Origin of the sequence: Enterovibrio sp. FF113 (genome assembly GCF_041439165.1) — a bacterium.
GTDB lineage: Bacteria > Pseudomonadota > Gammaproteobacteria > Enterobacterales > Vibrionaceae > Enterovibrio > Enterovibrio norvegicus_A.
The window spans coordinates 1-21,241 of sequence record NZ_JBGONO010000007.1; the positions used below are offsets into that span (position 1 = coordinate 1).

Sequence of the window (21,241 nt, forward strand, 5' to 3'; positions counted from 1 at the left end):
GCGGACTGTTAATCCGTATGTCGCAAGTTCAAGTCTTGCAGGGGGAGCCACATTACGAAGGCCTTGTCGAAAGACGAGGCCTTTTTCGTTTGGGATTTTCACTGCGTGATTTGTTGCAAGCCTAGGCGTCCCCAATAAGTCTTGCAGGGGGTGCCACATTACAAAGGCCTTAACTAGGCGTCCCCGACGAAAGACGAGGCCTTTTTCGTTTGGGTTTTAAAAATCCCCTACCTAACTGTTATTAATCGTTTACTTGCATGTAAAACAAAGGGGCATTTCGCACAAAGATCGTTCATTACTCCCCTTTTGATGAAAAACCCTTCTGCCTATCTGTTGTTATAGCGGCGTCAAACGCCGATAATACAAAGATCTTTATAAATTTTCGAAGAATGGCATGACTGAGTATTTGTTGCTTCTTGTCGGCACTGTCCTTGTGAACAACTTTGTGTTGGTTAAGTTTCTTGGCTTGTGCCCTTTTATGGGTGTGTCAAAGAAACTTGAAACCGCAATTGGGATGGGGCTTGCGACCACCTTTGTACTGACTCTCGCGTCAGTAAGCGCCTATTTGGTCGAGACCTATATATTGGCGCCGTTAGGCTTAGAGTACCTGCGTACCCTTAGCTTTATTCTTGTTATCGCCGTTGTTGTACAATTCACAGAAATGGTCGTACATAAAACCAGCCCAACGCTCTATCGTTTGCTGGGCATTTTCCTGCCTCTGATCACAACCAACTGTGCCGTTCTGGGTGTTGCTCTGCTAAACATTAATGAAAGACATAACTTTATTGAGTCGATCATTTATGGCTTTGGTGCTGCCGCAGGGTTCTCATTAGTGTTGATTTTGTTCGCTGCCATGCGTGAACGCATTGCTGCAGCCGATGTGCCAAGCCCATTTCGTGGTGCTTCCATTGCAATGATCACCGCTGGTCTGATGTCGCTAGCGTTTATGGGCTTTACTGGGTTGGTGAAATTGTAATGACCGGAATTTTTATTGCGGTACTGGCTATCGCCGTTCTCGCCGCTATATTTGGTATTTTACTCGGGTTCGCATCCATTCGCTTTAAAGTGGAGTCCGACCCTATCGTTGAACAGATCGATGCCATCTTGCCCCAAACACAGTGTGGTCAATGTGGCTATCCAGGTTGTCGCCCTTATGCAGAGGCGATTGCTAACGGCGACACCATCAACAAATGTCCTCCTGGTGGTCAGGCAACCATCGAAAAGCTCGCCGATTTGATGGGCGTGGAAGTAACAGAATCCGCCCACGAAGAAGAGAATGTCAAAACCGTCGCTTTCATTATCGAAGACGACTGCATAGGCTGTACCAAATGCATTCAAGCCTGCCCTGTTGATGCCATTATTGGCAGCACAAAAGCCATGCATACTGTAATTAAAGATGAGTGCACTGGCTGTGACTTATGTGTTGCCCCCTGCCCGACTGACTGTATTGTAATGATCCCTTTAAAAACAACGCCTGAAACATGGAAATGGCAGTTAGAACAAATCCCAGTTGTTCAGCTCCCGAGCGAGACTAACAAAAACGACAAGGGGGTTAAGCAAGCATGATCGCCCTTATCGAAGAAATAAAACAAGGTCAAATCTGGGATTTCCATGGAGGCATTCATCCACCAGAAAACAAACGCCAGTCGAGTGAGTTCAGCATCCTGCCCGCAGAGATTCCAAACGAGATCGTTTTGCCGCTGAAACAACACATCGGCACAACAGGTCAACTATTGGTGGCTGTTGGCGAAAAGGTGCTAAAAGGTCAGCCACTGACCAAATCTGACATACTGCAATGCTGCCCCGTTCACGCGCCTACGTCAGGAGACGTTATTGCGATTGAACCTCGCACTATCGCGCATGCCTCAGGTTTGTCAGAAACCTGTATCGTGATTCGCCCAGATTTTGATGATAAGTGGTGCGACAAAGTCAGCATGTCTGACTTCCACACAGCCTTGCCAGAAATATTGATCGACCATATTCGCATGATGGGCATTGCCGGCATGGGTGGCGCGGGTTTCCCATCCGCCAGAAAACTGCAAACCGCGCTCGCACGCACAAAAGTGCTGATCATCAACGGTGCAGAGTGCGAACCTTACATCACGGCAGATGACCGTCTGATGCAAGAATATGCAAAAGAAATAATCCAAGGCGTTGAAGTACTTCAACGTATCGTCAGCCCGAAATTGACGGTGCTTGCGCTGGAAGATAATAAACCAGAAGCCATTACTGCGCTGAAGGCTGCTGTCGCGGGTAAGCCGGATATCCTTGTGCAGGTCGTACCGACCAAATATCCGTCAGGCGGTGAAAAGCAATTAATCAAACTGATCACCGGAAAAGAAGTGCCAGCCAAGTCAATTCCCGCGGCTATTGGCGTGATGATGCAAAACGTAGGAACTGTCTTCGCGATTAAACGCGCAGTGATAGACGGTGAGCCACTGATCGAGCGTGTCGTAACACTGACAGGCAATACGTTGCGTGAACAGCGAAACCGATGGGCGCTGCTTGGTACACCCGTCCGCTTCTTGCTGGATAAACACGGTTACGAACCAGAGAAAAAATTGGAACGTCTGATCATCGGCGGCCCGATGATGGGATATACCGTACCGCATGCAGATGTTCCCGTTACCAAAGTCACTAACTGTGTTCTGGTGCCAAGCCGACGTGAAATAGCTCCCTCACAGGGTGAAATGGCTTGTATTCGTTGCAGTGCTTGTGCCGAGGTTTGCCCAGCATCTTTGCTGCCACAGCAATTGCAGTGGTACGCCAAAGACCAAGATTTCGACAAGTGCCAGGAGTACGATCTGTTTGATTGTATTGAATGTGGCGCCTGTGCCTACGTTTGCCCAAGCGAAATACCCTTAGTTCAATATTACCGACAGGCCAAAGCTGAAATTCGTACTCGTGATGCGGAAAAAGTGGCTGCCGAACGCGCTCGAGAGCGCTTCGAAGCCAAAAAAGTACGCATGGAGCGAGAAAAACAACAACGCGAAGCACGCCATAAACTCGCAGCAGATAATCGCCGAAAAGCGATGGAGAAATCCGGTGACGGCGATGCCATTGCTGCTGCCATTGCACGTGTGAAGGCCAAGTCCGAACAAAGCAGCACCGAGACCGCCGTTAAACCTGCTGTGGCCGCAGCAATTGCAAGAGCAAAAGCCAAACAAGCGGAAGCTGCGTCGCAAGGTCAAAGTGAACCTGACAACAGCGAAATGAAGCTATTGCGTGAAGAGCGTAAACGTCAGGCGCGTGAACGCAAAGCGCAAATGGAGAGTATTGGCCCAGAAAAAGGCGCTGACGACTCCTCTGCGGGTTCTGAAAAGAAAGATGCTGTTGCCGCTGCGATTGCTCGCGCTAAAGCGCGCAAGGCCGCACAACAAACTGACTCTGAAACGCCGGCTCAAAACGCAGCTGTAGAAAGCGAAACGGCTGCTGATGTTGATCCAAAGAAAGCTGCGGTTGCCGCTGCCATCGCTCGTGCAAAAGCGCGCAAGACCGCACAACACGCTGACGTTGAAGCACCTGCTCAAGACGCAGATGTAGAAAGCGAAGCGGCTGCTGACGTCGATCCAAAGAAAACCGCGGTTGCCGCTGCCATCGCTCGCGCAAAAGCGCGCAAGGCCGGACAACACGCTGACGTTGAAGCACCTGCTCAAGACGCAGCTGTAGAAAACGAAACGGCTGCTGACGTCGACCCGAAGAAAGCTGCGGTTGCAGCAGCCATCGCTCGTGCAAAAGCGCGCAAGGCCGCACAACAAACTGACTCTGATGCGCGGGCTCAAGACACCGCGGTGGATAACGAAATCGTTGCTGAAGCGGACTCGAAGAAAGCCGCTGTTGCCGCTGCTATTGCTCGCGCCAAAGCGAGGAAAGCTGAACAGCAAACGCAAAGTTCAACAGAAAGCCATTCACAAGAAAAAGTGGACGCTGAAGCTCCTTCACCAACACCAGCCGCTGACGTCGATCCGAAGAAAGCTGCCGTTGCTGCTGCTATTGCTCGCGCCAAAGCGCGCAAAGCAGCGCAGAAAAAAACTAATGACGAGGATAAGTAACAGTGGCCTTTTTTATTGCCAGTAGTCCACATAGCCACAACCGCAAAAGCACCAGCGATATTATGATGATGGTGTTTTTGTGTGCCGTTCCCGGCATTGCTGCGCTTTGTTATTTCTTTGGTTGGGGTGTTCTGTTTCAGGTTGCTATTGCGTCTGTTACCGCCATCCTTGCAGAAGCCGCCATTGTCGCGCTTCGACAACGCCCCGTTAAACGCTATTTACAGGATAACTCCGCGTTACTCACTGGTATGTTAATCGGCGTTTCCATCCCGCCCTTCGCGCCTTGGTGGATTGCGGTTATTGGCAGTCTGTTTGCCATTGTTATTGCAAAACATCTCTACGGCGGGTTGGGACAAAACCTTTTCAACCCAGCAATGGTTGCATATGTCGTCCTACTGATCTCTTTCCCGGTTCAAATGACAACTTGGCTGCCACCCTCTTCGCTTTTAGCACAGCCTCTTGGCTTCTTGGACAGTGCATCAAGCATTTTCACGGGCTTAAGCACCGATGGTTTCAGCGTCAACCAACTGCGTGTCGCCGTAGATGGTATGACCATGGCAACGCCACTAGATACGATTAAAACGGCGTTGCTCGCAGGAAAAACCGTATCAGAAGCGGTGTTAGATCCTGTTTTTGGTACCTTTGCAGGACTTGGTTGGGGTTGGGTGAATGTAGCATTCCTCCTCGGTGGATTAGCGCTGCTAAAGCTGAAAGTGATTCAATGGCAAATCCCAACGGCAATGCTAACCACCTTGTTGGTTTTCAGTGTTATTGGTTACGCCATCAGTCCCGACGCTGTCGTATCACCGCTATTACATCTGTTTTCCGGCGCAACCATGTTAGGGGCGTTTTTCATCGCCACCGATCCTGTTTCCGCGTCCACCACCCCAAAAGGTCGCTTGGTATTTGGCGCAATGATTGGCGCACTGGTGTATTTAATTCGCACCTTCGGTGGCTTTCCTGATGGTGTCGCATTCGCCGTTTTGATCGCAAACATGTGCGTGCCTTTGATTGACTACTACACCAAGCCAACCGCCTATGGCTATAAAAAGGAAAGCAAATGATCCGCGCAATGCGAAACAACGGAGCGATTCTCGCTTTAGCGGCTTTGCTTTCAACGGGCTTGGTCGCCATAACAAACACACTGACGAAAGACACCATTGCGGAACAAGAACGTCTACAACTGTTACAAGTGCTCAATCAAGTGATCCCTAAAGATCTGCATGACAACGCCTTGGCACGACAATGTACTCTCGTGACGAATCCCGCTCTAGGAACGGATGCACCGATGCCAGTGTACGTTGCTACTAAAGATGGTCAGCCAACCGCTTTAGCCATCGAAGCCATTGCCCCCGATGGGTATAACGGCGCAATCAAGGTTTTGGTGGGTATTGATACCAACAACACCGTGCTGGGTGTTCGCGTACTTAAGCACGCAGAAACACCGGGGCTGGGCGACAAAATTGATCTCAACGTGTCTGATTGGGTACTGTCTTTCAGTGATAAACCCCTTGAAGGTGCAGACGACAAACGTTGGGCCGTTTACAAAGATGGCGGCCAGTTTGATCAATTCACTGGGGCGACAATTACTCCTCGCGCCGTGGTTAACGCAGCGAGAAAGGCTGCCTGGTATGCCATGCAAAACATAGACACCATTGCTCGTCAGCCGCTTGATTGTGGAGATGCAAAATGAGTCAAAATCGCGAACTAATGAAAAATGGATTATGGCTAAACAACCCGGCTATCGTTCAACTGCTTGGGCTTTGTCCGCTGCTGGCCGTTTCTGCCACAGTCACCAATGCACTGGGGCTGGGGATTGCCACATTGTTGGTCATGGTCGGCTCGAATCTTATCGTCTCCTTAGTGCGCGAGTGGGTGCCCAAAGAAGTCCGTATTCCTATCTTCGTGATGATTATTGCCTCCTTGGTAACTTGCGTTCAACTACTCATGAACGCCTACGCTTTCGGCCTGTATCAGTCGCTGGGTATCTTTATTCCCCTCATCGTCACCAACTGCATCATCATTGGACGAGCGGAAGCTTTTGCATCAAAAAATGCGCCTCTCCCTTCGGTGCTAGATGGTTTCTGGATGGGCATGGGCATGACCGCTGCGCTCGTCGTTCTGGGTGCAATCCGTGAGCTAATGGGCAATGGCACCTTGTTTGACGGTGCAGACCGCCTACTTGGCGATTGGGCCGCAGGGCTTCGTATTGAAGTGTTCCACTTTGATAGCCCTTTCTTGCTTGCCATGCTGCCACCGGGTGCGTTCTTAACTGTTGGCTTCCTGATCGCTGCTAAGAATGTAATAGATGCTCGCCAAGCAAAAAAACAACCGAAAGAAAAAGCAGTTATCGAACGTGTACGCATTACGTCTGCCGACTAACAACCCGATTTCAACGGATGAAGCATGAATAACCAAAAACGTGTTGAGATACTAGAACGCCTTCGCGCAGAAAACCCGCATCCAGAGACAGAATTAAAATGGCGTTCGCCGTTTGAACTTTTGATTGCAGTCTTACTCTCGGCGCAAGCGACGGATGTGAGTGTAAATAAGGCCACGGATAAACTTTATCCGGTCGCTAACACCCCCCAGACGATATTGGATCTGGGCGTCGATGGCGTGAAGGAGTACATCAAAACGATTGGGTTATTCAATTCCAAAGCAGAAAACGTCATCAAAACCTGCAAGATTTTGTTAGAGCAACACGGCGGTGAAATACCAGAAGATCGTGAAGCGCTTGAAGCCCTGCCCGGGGTTGGTCGAAAAACTGCAAATGTTGTGCTTAACACCGCTTTTGGCTGGCCGACCATTGCAGTAGATACCCATATTTTCCGAGTGTCCAACCGCACCAAATTCGCCGTGGGTAAGAATGTCGACCAAGTAGAAGAAAAACTACTCAAGGTTGTCCCAAAAGAGTTCAAAGTCGATGTGCATCATTGGCTTATTCTGCATGGTCGCTATACCTGCGTAGCCAGAAAACCCCGCTGTGGCAGCTGCATTATTGAAGACTTATGCGAGTTCAAAGACAAGGTTTATCCCGACGAATAACGTCGTTAGAAAACCAATGTATACGCTAGAATTTACGCCGCATAAGACACATCAATATACTGTTTCAGGCAAATCAAGCTGATACACTATCGTGCATTTAAATTTAAGGAGAGCAACATGAGCAACGGTCGTATTCTTCATACCATGATCCGCGTTGGCGACTTGGATCGTTCGATCGCTTTCTACACCGACGTCATGGGCATGCAACTACTGCGTAAAAATGAAAATGAGCAGTACGAATACACATTGGCTTTCGTTGGATATGGCGATGAGTCAACAGGCGCAGTGATTGAACTGACCTACAACTGGGGAACTACCCAGTACGAACATGGTTCGGCATTTGGTCATATCGCGATTGGCGTCGATGACATCTACGCAACCTGTGATGCACTGCGTGCTGCAGGCGCAAACATCACGCGCGAGCCTGGCCCAGTAAAAGGCGGTTCAACAGAAATCGCATTCGTCGAAGACCCTGATGGCTACAAAATTGAGCTCATCCAAAACAAAAGTGCATCAGCGGGTTTAGGCGACTAGCCTCGTTCTTTTGTAATGGGCCATGCCTCAAGCATCTTGTGGATGTGGCCCTGCTTCTCTCCTCCCAGCTTCCCCGCTCTCCGCTATTCCTCCTGTCTCCTTTTCAGTGCATAGAAGGCATCTTCACCATCACGACAAAGCATCATTTCAATTTCATCATTACGTGATGCAATTCAAACGATTAAATGAAATTACTCTAAGCGAAAAATGTTCTGATACGCTTTGTCTATATCTCACTTTCAAGACACCACCCTATGATTGAGCGCCGCTATACGCTTCAGATACATATTGCCGGCATTTTCTTTGTCGTTGTTTCTATACTTTCCATTCTTCTCATCGTATTGAGTTACCAAAACTCAAAAGCGCTCAATCATCAACTGGCGACCGAGCGAACAGAGCAGAATGTCGAGCAGGTAAAACTATCATTTCAAAGGCTTATAGCGCCAGTTACCACCTCTTTAGATGCGTTAGCCGTATCGGGTTATGGTCAAGACCCTAGCAGTTCAACCAACACAACATGGCTAGCAACCATCAATGCCATCATGGCAAAGAACCCTGATGTTTTATCAATTTATCTTGGCTACCCCGACGAGCAATCTGCTTTTGTACGTTCGACCAGTGCCGCGTTTATGCGCCAGCAATTTTCGACGCCCGTTAATAGCCATATTATGGTCGATATCAATACAGCCAACGGTCACCAAGAACGTACCTATTACGATGCAAACCTAAGCTACATTGGCAGCGATGTGAATAAGATTGATTATCTGCCAACAACAAGGCCTTGGTACCAAGTCGCACCCAGTGACGGTGGCATTCACATTACCGACCCCTATTTTTATTTTTTCATACAACGCATGGGGATTACGCTCTCACGTCAACTTCCAGACAACTTAGGCGTTATAGCGGCAGACATTACGTTGGCTTCGCTATCAAATTTCCTCGCCACACTCACTGACTCACCAGACACGCAATTGCTGCTACTTGATGAAAACAAAAATATTATTGCTCACAATGGCTTTCTGTCCCATGCTGATGCCGCATCACCAAATGAACGACTGTCATCGATGGCTCGCTCACCACTGAACCAACTCTATGCTGCTTCTGAACTGACGGAGTTAACCCGCAATGTCGAGCATATTGATCAAACGTGGATGCTCAGCCTCGTCCACATCAAGTTTGCGGGTGGCAAAGGATTGTGGCTCGCAAAAGCCATTCCTGAACAGCAACTGATCGGTAGCGCACTGAATGCGAGGAATAATCAAGTTGCCATCAGCGCCTTGGTACTCCTCTTAGGGACTCTTATGGTGCTTTGGGCATCAGCCCAGATCGCTAAGCCTCTACAATTACTCGGAAAAGAAACCCAGAAAATTCGCAATCTGGATTTTTCAAACATCTCTCTTCCAACATCCTCCATTGCAGAGGTCAAAACCTTATCCGAGTCCATTGGCGTCATGGCCGATACCATCAGTGGCTTTTTAGACACGTTACATCGTGTGTCAAACAGCTCTAATTTCGATTCATTGCTCAACGATATAGTCTCTCATTGCCACCACGCATCAGGGGCCGATTATGTGCTGATGTGGACGACATCATCTGAAGATAGCAACGCTTTATCTTTGACTGCTTGTTATCCTCAAAATGCCGATGACAATACAATTGATATCGGCATGCTCATCGCGGAGTCGCCCGAGATTTCCAATGCACTTGAATGCCAGCAGTTCTTCAGCTTTACCCCTTCATCAACAGATATTCAGCGAGGCTTTTTTCCCGCGGATCTCAAACGTGCTTGGATTTTGCCGCTTAACAACCGTGAAAATGAAAGCGTGGGATACGTGTTAGTCGGTTTCAATCGAAACGTCCCCGATCACCAAGAAGAAAAAATTCATTTCATTACGCAATTTTTAGGCTTTGCCTCCCTAATCAAAGAAAACTGGGATCGTGTTGCGGCTCAAAAGCTACTGTTTAAGTCTTTTGTCGAACTGATGGCATCTGCTATCGATACCAAATCGCCATACACAGGTGGGCATTGCCAACGCGTACCAGAACTCACATTCATGCTTGCCAATGCGGCGAGTAATGACACCAAGGATTTTCCCGATTTTACGCTGGATGAACAAAGCCAAGAAGCCTTGTATTTTGCAGCTTGGCTGCACGACTGCGGTAAAGTGACAACACCAGAGTATGTCGTCGATAAAGCCACCAAACTAGAAACTATTTACAACCGCATCCATGAAATTCGAACACGCTTTGAAGTCTTAAAACGCGATGCTGAAATTCGCTACTGGAAAAAACGGATTGAGGGCGAGAATGTTGCTGACCTCGATCGCTGGCTCAGTGAAGAGCACAAAGCACTGGATGCAGATTTTGCATTTATTGCTAAACATAACCTCGGCAGCGAGTTTATGGACAATCAAAACATCACACGTTTAGAAGAGATTGCATCAAGAACTTGGTATCGCACCATTGATGACATGCAGGGTCTGTCGTGGGAAGAAGAAGATCGCCGTCAGCCCAGACAAGAGCAGACATTACCCTGCAAAGAACATGTCATCACCAATAAGCTGGACCATCAAATTCCATGGCTATCCCAGCAGCTTGAGACTTTTAAAAACTGGGAGTTCAAGCTGCCCATTCCTGAGCTTCAATACAACCGCGGCGAGTTACATAACCTGTCTATTCAACGTGGAACGTTGACTAATGAAGAACGCTTCATTATTAACGACCATATTATTCAGACCATTAAAATGCTTAGGAAGCTCCCCTATCCTTCACACCTTCAACGCGTACCTGAGATAGCCGGTGGTCACCACGAGAAACTCGATGGCAAAGGTTACCCCTACGGCTTAGATGAAACCAACCTGTCTGTCGATGCTCGTATCATGGCCATTGCAGATATTTTTGAAGCACTGACCGCCAGTGACAGACCCTACAAGAAAGCCAAAACACTAAGTGAAGCGATGAAGATCTTAGCTTTCATGGCGAAAGACAAGCATATAGACCCGAAGTTATTCCGTCTATTTATCGAGCAGAAAGTCTATTTACGTTATGCAGAATCTTTCTTACCACAATCACAACAAGATACCGTTGACGAACAAGCATTACTTGCGATGATTACCCCTAAAGAAAAGGCTGAACCCGCCGCCGTAACGTAAATGAGCACTCGACATAGTCGCACTCAATATACAAAAAGCCCCGACGTTTTCACGCGGGGCTTTCAGTATGAATTTAACATTGTCACAAGTTAGATAATGGAACGCCCCAGCGAGATAACAACACGTCGGTTCTTGTTTCGCCCGATCGGACTATCATTATCCGCAATCGGCCTGCGCTCACCAAATGCCTCGACTTGAATGCGATCTTTTGGTAAGCCCAGCGACATGAAATATTCTTCCAGATTCTTGGCTCTTACTTCAGACATACGCTGATTCGCCGCCTTTGCGCCTCGACCATCGGTATATGTCGCCATCAACACCAAGTCGATATCTGGGCTGTATCGAACGAATTCAGCAATTTGTGCTAATTTCGCCATAGACGGCTTATTCAGTTCATCACCATTATCATTGTAATGAAGCACCGTAAATGCGATATCTTCAAACGAATAGGGCAATAAACCAGAGATACAGTTACTGAATTCATTATAAGGTTGCTGGAAAGACACGGCTGAAAGCGCGACCTCTACTCGCTTCCCACGGCTCTGCCACTCTTGAAAACTAAAAGTAGGAAAACGCCCATCTTCTAGTTCGGCCAACATACTCCATGCCGTTTGACCATCAACATAGCCGTCAAACTGCTTAAAAAATCGCAGTCGGTCAATGTATTCTGCAGCGTCGCCCGGCCGCCAAACTGCAGGCATAGAGACCAAAGCCACATTTTCTGTCTGTCCCATCGGACGGCGCATTTCCAGCTCAAAATCCAAATTGATTTTCTTGCTTGCACGTGAAGTAAATGTCGCCATGCCGTAGTTTGGGATCATGTGCTCTACACGGCACTCAATCGGCGTATCAACCGTGACTTGCCATTGAGATTCCAGCGGCTTCGCACCATAGAATTTGCTCGCATTAGCCGACAGCGGCAACATGCTTGCAGCGATGAGAAATGTCAGCAGTGGAGAGGTGTTTGATCTCTTCATGGCAGGGCAGTTTCCTGTTTCTCGTGGTGGCTCGAAGTGGAATGGTGCTGTTTACCATATCGGTAAGTGACGCCATATCTTTAGGGTTTATTTTAATCCGTAGAGCCTAAAGTAGAAATGAAAATACCCCGCGCTTCTGCCATAATACTCGCCTGATTTTTATTAGTTGCAAGAGACATGACTCAAGAAACCAACCTTAACACGCTAAGAGCACGATTCCGCGGATACTTTCCTGTTGTTATCGACGTCGAAACCGCAGGGTTTAACTCAAATACAGACGCTTTGCTGGAAATATGTGCCGTAACCTTAAAAATGGACGACGATGGTTGGTTGTCTCCTGATAAAACAATTCATTTTCATGTTGCTCCATTCGAAGGTGCAAACCTTGTCAAAGAAGCACTTGAGTTCAATGGCATTCGCGACCCCTTCAGCCCGCTTCGCGGCGCGGTTAGCGAAGAACACGCGCTAAAGGAAATCTTTAAGCTTGTCCGTAAAGAACAAAAAGCATCAGGGTGTCAGCGTTCAATCATTGTCGCGCACAACGCGAACTTCGATCACAGCTTCGTGATGGAAGCCACTCGACGCTCTCTCCTCAAGCGCAATCCATTCCACCCGTTTGCGACGTTTGACACGGCGGCATTAAGTGGACTGGCACTAGGACAAACAGTGCTCGCAAAAGCCTGTAAAACCGCAGGCATCGCCTTTGACAACCGCGAAGCGCACTCAGCACTTTATGATACAGAGCGTACCGCAGAGCTGTTTTGTGAGATTGTTAACAGATGGAAGACATTAGGCGGTTGGCCTGTTCTTGAAGTCGAGAGCGATTCCGAACAAGCCGCTGATGAACAAACAGATTAGACACATCTAAATAAATGGCGGAACTGATTGAAATATAAGACAGTCCGCCTTCCTTACCAAAATATCAAACACCAAATTCAAACAAAAGTTTGAATTCCTCAAAAATCCACCCCAAATAGCAATCAGATCTCGCGCAAACTATTGATAACAAAACATCTACATTTTTAATCTTGTGCCTATACTTTTTTTGACTAACTCGCTCTACCATTTTTGAGAAATAACGCAAAAAAGAAGCGAGAACCATACAAGGCAGTGACAAAGAGGCAAAATTAGATGAAACCAATAGCAAAACGTACCCTACTAGCTACCGCCGTTGCTTTAGCAGCATTTCAAGCACACGGTGCAGGCTTCCAAATTAGCGAACATTCAGCAAGTGGGCTAGGCAGAGCATTTGCCGGCGAAGCCGCAATTGCAGATAACGCCGCCGTCGCAGTTCGAAACCCAGCCGCTATGACCATGTTTGACTCCGCACAGGTTTCTGGTGGTTTGTCATTTATTCAGCCGGATGTAGATGCGACTGTTAAAACTGTCGGAACTACGCCAGCGAGTGCATTGCCATCTACAGTTTCATCAGATCACAGTGATGTTGCTCCTGACGCGATCGTCCCTTATTTCCACTATGTCAGGCCCATCAATGATAAATCTGCGATTGGATTTTCTACCTTCTCTAACTTTGGCCTCGCAACAGACTATCCATCTAACTCCTCCGCTGGTCCTATTGCAGGCCAAACCGAATTGCTTACCATTGATTTCAATCTCAATTTCGCGCACAAGGTTTCAGAACAACTAAGTTTAGGTGCTGGCCTGAATGCTATTTATGCGGATGCATCGCTAACAAGAAATGCTGGTGCTGCAGTATATGGCGCATCAGCGCCTACATTGGCTGCAATTGGGGTAACACAACCTACCGATGAAGTAAGTCATCTTGCAGGAGATGGCTGGGGGTTCGGCTGGAACATTGGAGCGCTATGGCAAATTAACGAAAAAAACCGCTTAGGGGTAGCGTACCGTTCTAAAGTCGACGCCACCTTAGAAGGGGATTACCGTGGCGTTAACACTGCTTATGTTGGAAAAACTGGGGCATCAGTGCCTGGTGAGCTTGAACTAAATTTACCCGATGTGTTGGAGTTATCTGGCTATCATGAAGTAGTACCAAAATGGGCAATTCATTACAGTGCGATGATGACAGGTTGGAGCTCATTCCAAGAATTAAAGGCAACAAGTACTAATACAAACTGTGGCAGCTCAGCGGGCAATTTCGATGGTGTCTGTCTGCAAAAAGATGAAAAGTGGGAAGATAGCTGGCGCTACGCTGTTGGTGCGACACATTACCTAGACAGTCAATGGACGCTTAGGGCTGGTGTTGCATATGATGAGAGCCCGGTAAAAGAAGAATACCGAACTCTCAGCATTCCTGATTCTGATCGTACTTGGTATAGCATTGGGGCAACCTATGCGAGTTCAGACGATTTAACTATTGACGCTGGTTTTGCATACCTGAGCGGTGATAGCGTAACGGGATCTGAAGATGGCTTCACATTTGAAGCAGGTGGAGACGCTTATATCTTCGCGCTTGGTGCCAATTACACCTTCTAACCGATTGTTTTAAATATGAGAAAAGCCGATTTTTTAATCGGCTTTTTTTTGTTGCCTATCACAAAAGTGAAATCTTCTCTTCCCTCCCGTCACTCTGTTATTTGGGTCAACAAGCCACCTTTCAAACAAACGTTCACTTAACCCGCAAGCCATTTCAAACAGTAACCCCCTAATAATAAAGCGTTCATGACAATCCATACCATTTTAGTGTTTTTACTTAAAACGCAAGTTTTAAAACTAGGCACCGATACCTGACATTCCATACAGAAGCATTGCTTTTAACAGGTATTTAACATTCCTGTGCAACATGACATATTGACTATTCAAAAGATCCGACCAGCTTGAATAGTGGCTTGCTTTAAGCTGCAACGTTTTTCAAATTATTGAAAAAAATGGACTTTGATTAAACAACAATCAAAAAGCTCAATTTGGACGAGAGGCTCTATGTCAAAAAAATTATCAAGAATCGCGATAGCGCTGGCTGTCGCACTCGCTGCCCCTAGTGCTTGGAGTGCGGGTTTTCAGGTATCCGAGCACTCGGCCAGTGGTTTGGGTCGGGCATACGCAGGCGAGGCAGCAATGGCGGATAACGCTTCTGTAATGGCTCGCAACCCTGCTTCAATGGCGTTATTCACTGAGACACAAGTGTCTGGCGCTCTTCACATTGTTGACCCAGAAATTGATATTACAGACAAAACAACTGGGCAAAAAGCATCTGACGTTGCTCCAATGCAGGTTGTTCCCGCATCATACTATGTCAATCCGCTAAACGATAAGTGGGCATTTGGTGTTGGCCTTTATACAACATACGGTGTAGCTACTGATTACCCAGATGCTTTCAACGCAGGCGATCTTGCAGGAGATACTTCTTTAGTTTCAGTGAACTTGAATCCAGCAGCCTCCTATCGAATTAATGACAAGTTCAGTGTGGGTGCAGGCCTCAATATTGTTTATGCCATGGCTGAGTTAAATCGCCATTACGGTATCGCTTCAACAGCCGTATCCAACGATTTTAGTGACAAACTGATAACCATGGAAGGTGATACCTGGGGTTTCGGTTGGAATGCAGGTGCAGTCTATGAACTCAGTGACAAGCATCGTTTTGGACTAGCTTATCGTTCTCGTATCGACCTCGAGTTTAATGGTGATTTCACCGATCACTCTGGAAACATCATCCCAGGCGGTGGCGAAACCAGTGGAGACCTAAACGTTCCCCTCCCTGCCATTGCCGAATTTTCTGGTTTTCACCAACTCAATCAAACTTGGGCCGTTCATTACAGCGTCATGTGGTCTCAATGGAGCAAATTTACAGAGCTAAAAGCCACGGGAACAGGCTGTTCATTAACCAATGGAATCTGTTTTCAAAAAGACGAAAAATACGATGATGCATTCCGTTATTCAGTCGGCACTACTTATACGCTTGATGAAACCTGGACGTTACGTACTGGTTTCGCCTTTGATGAACAAGCGGGTAAATCGACACTCAGTATCCCAGATACTGATCGCTATTGGTTTTCTGGTGGTGCCACCTATCAATACTCGCCACAACTCTCTTTTGACGTAGGTTTGACATATATCTACAGCAAGTCAAACACCTTAAAGGAAAGTAGCAGCGTATCGGGTATCGACTTTACCTTCGATGGCAAAGGCGCTGCGTATCTCGCGGCAATGCAAGCCAATTACACCTTTTAACATCAGTCGAGGGAGATGAATGATGTATTTAGACTTACCAAGCAATAAAACCCGACTAGCGCTGATGTTAACAGCTGCATTTGGTCTTTCCGCATGTGGAGAGTCCGAATTAAGTGGCAACACTGGCTCTGGCGTTTTTGAAGAAGCTTATATTCAAGAAAGCTTAAAAGCACCTACCAAGATCAGCTTTAACCTCTCTGGCAGTGATGCAACGATCCCTGGTCCTAGTTTCTTATTGATGGACACTAACGACGGCACATTAAATATCCCCACCAGCGATGCAAGTGCCACGCAATCCAGTATGAGTTCAGGTAATCGTGCTGCTCTAGCTGCAAATCTCGCCGATCCAAGAGCAGCAATGGGCACCATGGATGGTTGGCCTGTCTCGATGCCGATAGTCATGCCGTTTGAAGGCGCAGGGTTAGCTGATGGCGTGTTGGCATCAGGTGTCGTTGTTGCTCAACTGACTGAAGGATTAACAGGCTCTCCAAACCTTAAAAAAATGTTGGTAAATGGCACGGATTACCAAGTCATTTCTGATGCAAAAAACGATCGCCTCATCATTCAATTCGCCGACTCATTATCAGAAAAAGGTGAGTATATTATTGCACTCACAGACGACCTGAATGACGCCAACGGCGATGCACTCGGCATGTCGTCCTCCTATGCAACACTGGTTTCTAAATCAACAACCATTGTGAATGATTCTATCGCTACCGCCGCTCAAGTGACCAAAGGAATCAATGCAATCTTTGCTCAGTTGGGGACCGCGAACGAGGATATTATTTACAGTTCTTGGTTTACGACACAATCAGTCGGCGACACGCTATATGCGACTAAAGCTGCGATTGCGACAGGAGCTGGATTAGGAGACTTCGGTGCAGTCTGGAAAGATTCCGCTAACCCCAATGATGTTAGCTTAACAGGCGCTTACTTTATGTCGGTTCCTGCGTCAGGTCAGGATTATGCAACTGCACTGCCTGCCGACACCAATTTTGCTAGCTACATTGAAACGAACAACGGTAGCGATGCTGCAGCCTTGGTTACCGCTTATGCGCTCGGTACCGTGACTGTTTCAAAGGGCACAGTCAAACTGCCCTACTTCTTGGAAAAAGACGCTTCGACTTGGAACACAACACCGTTTGAATCGGCGATGCCGAGCTTGGCAATCGTTTCCAATGTACTCAATGGCGACAATTCCGATGACGCAAGTGCGGTTGGGCAACAACTCGTGGCGGCTGGTGTTGATTTAACCACATTGGCGACAGACCCTGCCGAACAACTCAAGCTTGTTGGCCTCACGTTAACCAAAGCAGACGGCTCACAACTAGATTCAGAGCGTGTTATTACTCGCTATAACCCTGTTCCTCAGCTTAAATCTTTGGAAGACGTGCCATTTATCCTCTTCACCCCAACAGCCCTGGTTGGCTCACCCGGTGACATGGAACTGGTGATTTATCAACACGGTATTACGTCAGCGAAGGAAAATGCCTATGCGTTTGCTGCCAATGTTATTAATGGCGCGAAAACTCTCACCAAAGACATTGCGGTTATTGCTATTGATCAGCCATTGCACGGTGAGCGAAGTTTAGATGCCACACGCTCAGCCAATGTTGATCCGACGGCTTTCTTGAACTTGACTTACCTACCTGTAGGTCGTGACAATTTAAGACAAAGTATGCTGGACAACATGGGCCTAAGGGCTGCAGCATCAATCACTCAGTCGGTTACCGCATTTGCAGGCACACCGTTGGCACCACTAGCAAACACTGCGGTGACAAACCCGTCTCTATTTGGTCACTCTCTAGGAGGTATCACAGGGTTTGGTACTGTCGCCATGGCGAATAGCACGCTTGACGATGCGGCAGGCGACGCCATATTTAAGTTCTCTCGTGTTGCGGCAGCCAATACCGGTGGTCAAATCGCCAACTTGTTGTTGGGCTCTAACACATTCGGCCCTGGCATCATTGCCCAGGTCACGAGTGGCACAACGGATGCAACAAAGGCGGCAGAACTAGTTAGTAGTTTTGCTTACGCGGCACAGACGGTTATTGATGCCGTCGACCCATTCAACTTGGTGGGTGAAAATGACCTCAATGGCACTAACGTTTTAGACGCGTTGCCGATTCATATGCAACAAGTGAAAAATGATGCGACAGTGCCAAACACGGTAACCGATGCGCCGTTTGCGGGTACAGAACCGTTAGCAACGAAGCTTCAGTTAACCACTGTTGATAGTGCGTCACAAACGACAAGCAATGGCAGAAACTTCACTAAGTTCAGTGATGTTGGTAAGCACAGCACTGTGATTTCTCCTCAAGAAGACGATTTTAGTGACCTTGGGCATACCACAGAAATGCAAAGCCAGTTGGTACAATTCCTAGCAGGCAGTTCCGATTATGCGGTGAGTGACACCAGCGTTCTAGAATAATCTCCCTAGACCTCCCCCAAAAGGCCAGCACCCGCTGGCCTTTTTTATTTCCGCTAGTCGCCCAATTTCCCCTCGACAACCTCAAAAATATCCGCAAACTGTGACCTTCGTCTTTTTGGGATAAATATTGGCCCGCATTTGGGCTGGAAGTAGGGATAAGAAATCATGAATCCAGTAGTCATTTCAGTTTGCGTGATGCTGGCATTAGCGCTGATGCGCGTGAATGTCGTTGTCGCGTTAACCTTTAGTGCCGTTCTTGGCGGCTTGGTCAGTGGCCTATCACTCACCGATACCATTGCAGCCTTTGAAGGCGGGTTGGGCGGTGGTGCGACGATTGCACTCAGCTATGCCATGCTGGGCGCATTTGCCGTCGCGTTGAGCCGCTCTGGCATTACGGATTTACTCGCTCATGGCATCATCCGAAAACTGCATGGTAAAGACAATGCCGCCGCATCAAGTGCACTCAAATATATGGTACTTGTCGCACTTGCATTGCTAGCTATTTCGTCGCAGAACGTCATTCCGGTTCACATCGCCTTTATCCCAATTGTTATCCCGCCGTTGCTGCATGTGTTTGCCAAACTGAATATGGATCGCCGCCTTGTTGCTTGTGTTCTCACCTTTGGTTTGATCACGCCATACATGGTGTTGCCTATTGGTTTTGGCGGGATTTTCCTCAACAATATTTTGCTCAAAAACCTTCACGACAATGGGTTAGATGTCGTCGGCAGCCAGGTGCCACAGGCCATGCTATTACCCGCTGCAGGCATGTTGTTTGGTGTGCTGGTTGCAACCTTCATCAGTTACCGTAAACCACGCCAGTATTCTGAAGAGAAGATCCTCGCAGCAGAGCCTGAAAAAACCGAATTCAAACCTCAGAATATCGTTGTCGCCGTTTTTGCTATTGCCGCCGCGCTGAGTGTGCAGCTTTATACTGGCTCCATGATTGTCGGTGCTTTAGCCGGCTTTATGGTGTTTACCTTTGGTGGCGTCATTAAATGGAAAGACACCCAAGACGTGTTTACCCGCGGTGTACATATGATGGCGATGATTGGTTTCATTATGATTTCCGCCGCAGGCTTTGCCGCAGTGATGAAAGCCACTGGCGGGGTTGAGACCTTAGTGGCGTCGCTGTCTGACGCGATTGGGGACAACAAACCGCTGGCGGCGCTGCTGATGTTGGTTGTTGGTTTACTGGTGACCATGGGTATTGGTTCGTCGTTTTCCACCATTCCCATCATTGCCACCATTTACGTGCCACTTGCGCTGGCATTCGGCTTCTCACCAATGGCAACCATTGCTTTGGTTGGCACCGCAGCAGCACTGGGTGATGCGGGTTCTCCAGCGTCAGATTCGACCTTGGGTCCAACATCTGGTCTCAATGCAGATGGTCAGCATGAACACATTTGGGATACGGTTGTGCCGACCTTTATTCACTACAACCTGCCATTAATTGCCTTTGGTTGGATAGCGGCCATGACCCTATAGCATTCAAACAGTGCTTCTAGCAAACAGACACAAAAAAGCCGCTGAATCAGCGGCTTTTTAACATTATAGCGTCACAGACTGACAAAACGGACTAGCTGTTTTCTTCAGTGTCACGACGTGCTGTCGCGTTTTTGATCAATGGCTGAAGTTCACCTTTCTGGAACATTTCCAGAATGATGTCACAACCACCAACCAACTCGCCTTCAATCCACAGTTGTGGAAAAGTTGGCCACTGTGCATAAATTGGCAGCTCAGCGCGGATATCTGGATTTTGCAGAATGTCTACGTAAGCGAATTTCTCGCCACACGCCATCAGCGCTTGGCTAGCTTGAGAAGAAAAGCCACAGCTAGGTAGCTTAGGTGAGCCTTTCATGTATAGCAGGATCGTATTTTCTTCAATCTGCTGTTTAATTTTATCAATCGTTTCCATTACTTCCTCGAACACCAAGTGTGATGATTACCTTGATTCTAACTGGGAAAGGGTTGGAAAAAAACGCCTAAAATCTTTAGGGTCAAATTCAGCCGCTTTTTTAAAAAATTATTCTTTTAATAAAGTAAAACCTTGCTAAACTGTTTCGCAGTCAGTCTATAAGTAGATACGTCACCTATAGGTAACACTCCTACAGTGTAAGACAAATCTACAGGAAGCAATAATGTCAGGGGGAAACCCCGCCATCATGGAGAATCGAGTAATGGCATTTCAACTACCAGCTCTTCCTTACGAGAAAAACGCGCTAGAACCACATATTTCTCAAGAGACTCTGGAATACCACCACGGTAAACACCACAACACTTACGTTGTTAAGCTAAATGGCCTAGTTGAAGGTACTGAGCTTGAGAGCAAATCTCTGGAAGAGATCATCAAGACCTCTACCGGTGGTGTTTTCAACAACGCGGCACAAATCTGGAACCACACCTTCTACTGGCACTGCCTAAGCCCAAATGGCGGCGGTGAGCCAACGGGTGATGTTGCTGATGCAATCGCTAAGTCATTCGGTTCTTTTGAAGAATTCAAAGCGAAATTCACTGATTCTGCAATCAACAACTTCGGTTCTTCTTGGACTTGGTTGGTGAAGAAAGCAGACGGTTCTTTGGATATCGTTAACACGTCAAACGCAGCGACCCCTCTTACTGAAGAAGGTGTGACTCCTCTGCTGACTGTTGACCTGTGGGAACACGCTTACTACATCGATTACCGCAACCTGCGTCCAGACTACATGAATGCATTCTGGGCACTGGTTAACTGGGAATTCGTAGCACAGAACCTGGCTGCTTAATTTTCCGTTCACCTTGTGTGAAAGATGATAATACCTCGCCTCGGCGGGGTATTTTTTTGCCCAAAATTCAACGTGATTGTTTCTATCCCAAATAACAGATACAAAAAAGCCGCTGACGAACAGCGGCTTTTTTTAA

General features: G+C 47.5%; 17 protein-coding genes. 15 read left to right on the top strand and 2 right to left on the bottom strand.

What is annotated here, in order from left to right:
• Nucleotides 1–394 precede the first annotated feature (394 nt).
• From rsxA to ACED36_RS06995, 9 genes are all read left to right on the top strand, one after another.
• A complete protein-coding gene (gene rsxA / locus ACED36_RS06955) occupies nucleotides 395–976 on the top strand; it encodes an electron transport complex subunit RsxA (RefSeq protein ID WP_016958374.1) in 582 nt (193 codons plus the stop codon).
• Nucleotides 976–1,566 (top strand): electron transport complex subunit RsxB, encoded by a 591-nt coding sequence (gene rsxB, locus ACED36_RS06960; protein WP_016958375.1) that lies wholly within the window; start codon nucleotides 976–978, stop codon nucleotides 1,564–1,566. The genes rsxA and rsxB overlap by 1 nt, the downstream gene beginning before the upstream one ends.
• A complete protein-coding gene (rsxC, locus tag ACED36_RS06965; RefSeq protein ID WP_371732999.1) occupies nucleotides 1,563–4,052 on the top strand; it encodes an electron transport complex subunit RsxC in 2,490 nt (829 codons plus the stop codon). Before rsxB ends, rsxC begins: the two co-directional genes overlap by 4 nt.
• A 2-nt stretch (nucleotides 4,053–4,054) precedes the next feature.
• A complete protein-coding gene (rsxD, locus tag ACED36_RS06970) occupies nucleotides 4,055–5,116 on the top strand; it encodes an electron transport complex subunit RsxD (RefSeq protein WP_016958377.1) in 1,062 nt (353 codons plus the stop codon).
• Nucleotides 5,113–5,745 carry an electron transport complex subunit RsxG gene (rsxG, locus tag ACED36_RS06975; RefSeq protein ID WP_016958378.1) on the top strand — a complete coding sequence of 211 codons (633 nt, stop codon included), beginning with the start codon at nucleotides 5,113–5,115 and terminating at the stop codon, nucleotides 5,743–5,745. The genes rsxD and rsxG overlap by 4 nt, the downstream gene beginning before the upstream one ends.
• Nucleotides 5,742–6,434 carry an electron transport complex subunit E gene (locus tag ACED36_RS06980; protein ID WP_016958379.1) on the top strand — a complete coding sequence of 231 codons (693 nt, stop codon included), beginning with the start codon at nucleotides 5,742–5,744 and terminating at the stop codon, nucleotides 6,432–6,434. Before rsxG ends, ACED36_RS06980 begins: the two co-directional genes overlap by 4 nt.
• 24 nt (nucleotides 6,435–6,458) lie before the next feature.
• Entirely contained in the window at nucleotides 6,459–7,100 is a 642-nt protein-coding gene (gene nth, locus ACED36_RS06985) for an endonuclease III (RefSeq protein ID WP_016958380.1), read from the top strand.
• A gap of 117 nt (nucleotides 7,101–7,217) precedes the next feature.
• Complete coding sequence (gene gloA, locus ACED36_RS06990; protein ID WP_016958381.1) at nucleotides 7,218–7,634, top strand: lactoylglutathione lyase; 417 nt, start codon at nucleotides 7,218–7,220, stop codon at nucleotides 7,632–7,634.
• A 254-nt stretch (nucleotides 7,635–7,888) separates the two neighbouring features.
• Nucleotides 7,889–10,786, top strand: coding sequence for an HD domain-containing phosphohydrolase (locus ACED36_RS06995; RefSeq protein ID WP_371733001.1), 2,898 nt, complete (start codon nucleotides 7,889–7,891; stop codon nucleotides 10,784–10,786).
• Between the two features lie 89 nt (nucleotides 10,787–10,875).
• On the opposite strand, the gene ACED36_RS07000 is transcribed toward ACED36_RS06995, so the two are convergent.
• Nucleotides 10,876–11,712 (bottom strand): OmpA family protein, encoded by an 837-nt coding sequence (locus tag ACED36_RS07000; RefSeq protein ID WP_241819056.1) that lies wholly within the window; start codon nucleotides 11,710–11,712, stop codon nucleotides 10,876–10,878.
• 228 nt (nucleotides 11,713–11,940) lie between these two features.
• Here ACED36_RS07000 and rnt point away from each other — a divergent pair, with 228 nt between their 5' ends.
• The 5 genes from rnt to ACED36_RS07025 all read left to right on the top strand — a co-directional run bounded on the left by rnt (nucleotide 11,941) and on the right by ACED36_RS07025 (nucleotide 19,828).
• A complete protein-coding gene (rnt, locus tag ACED36_RS07005) occupies nucleotides 11,941–12,621 on the top strand; it encodes a ribonuclease T (RefSeq protein WP_017004804.1) in 681 nt (226 codons plus the stop codon).
• Nucleotides 12,622–12,894: 273 nt separating this feature from the next.
• The gene (locus tag ACED36_RS07010) at nucleotides 12,895–14,217 is read left to right on the top strand and encodes an outer membrane protein transport protein (RefSeq protein WP_016958385.1); all 1,323 of its coding nucleotides are present in this window, start codon (nucleotides 12,895–12,897) and stop codon (nucleotides 14,215–14,217) included.
• A gap of 444 nt (nucleotides 14,218–14,661) precedes the next feature.
• Nucleotides 14,662–15,909 (top strand): outer membrane protein transport protein, encoded by a 1,248-nt coding sequence (locus ACED36_RS07015; RefSeq protein WP_017004803.1) that lies wholly within the window; start codon nucleotides 14,662–14,664, stop codon nucleotides 15,907–15,909.
• Between the two features lie 22 nt (nucleotides 15,910–15,931).
• Nucleotides 15,932–18,340 (top strand): VolA/Pla-1 family phospholipase, encoded by a 2,409-nt coding sequence (locus tag ACED36_RS07020; protein WP_371733053.1) that lies wholly within the window; start codon nucleotides 15,932–15,934, stop codon nucleotides 18,338–18,340.
• Between the two features lie 165 nt (nucleotides 18,341–18,505).
• The gene (locus ACED36_RS07025) at nucleotides 18,506–19,828 is read left to right on the top strand and encodes a Na+/H+ antiporter family protein (RefSeq protein WP_016958388.1); all 1,323 of its coding nucleotides are present in this window, start codon (nucleotides 18,506–18,508) and stop codon (nucleotides 19,826–19,828) included.
• A gap of 91 nt (nucleotides 19,829–19,919) precedes the next feature.
• Here ACED36_RS07025 and ACED36_RS07030 read toward each other — a convergent pair whose 3' ends face one another.
• Nucleotides 19,920–20,258 (bottom strand): Grx4 family monothiol glutaredoxin, encoded by a 339-nt coding sequence (locus ACED36_RS07030; protein ID WP_016958389.1) that lies wholly within the window; start codon nucleotides 20,256–20,258, stop codon nucleotides 19,920–19,922.
• Nucleotides 20,259–20,520: 262 nt separating this feature from the next.
• Here ACED36_RS07030 and sodB point away from each other — a divergent pair, with 262 nt between their 5' ends.
• Nucleotides 20,521–21,105 carry a superoxide dismutase [Fe] gene (gene sodB, locus ACED36_RS07035; protein WP_016958390.1) on the top strand — a complete coding sequence of 195 codons (585 nt, stop codon included), beginning with the start codon at nucleotides 20,521–20,523 and terminating at the stop codon, nucleotides 21,103–21,105.
• Nucleotides 21,106–21,241 lie beyond the last annotated feature (136 nt).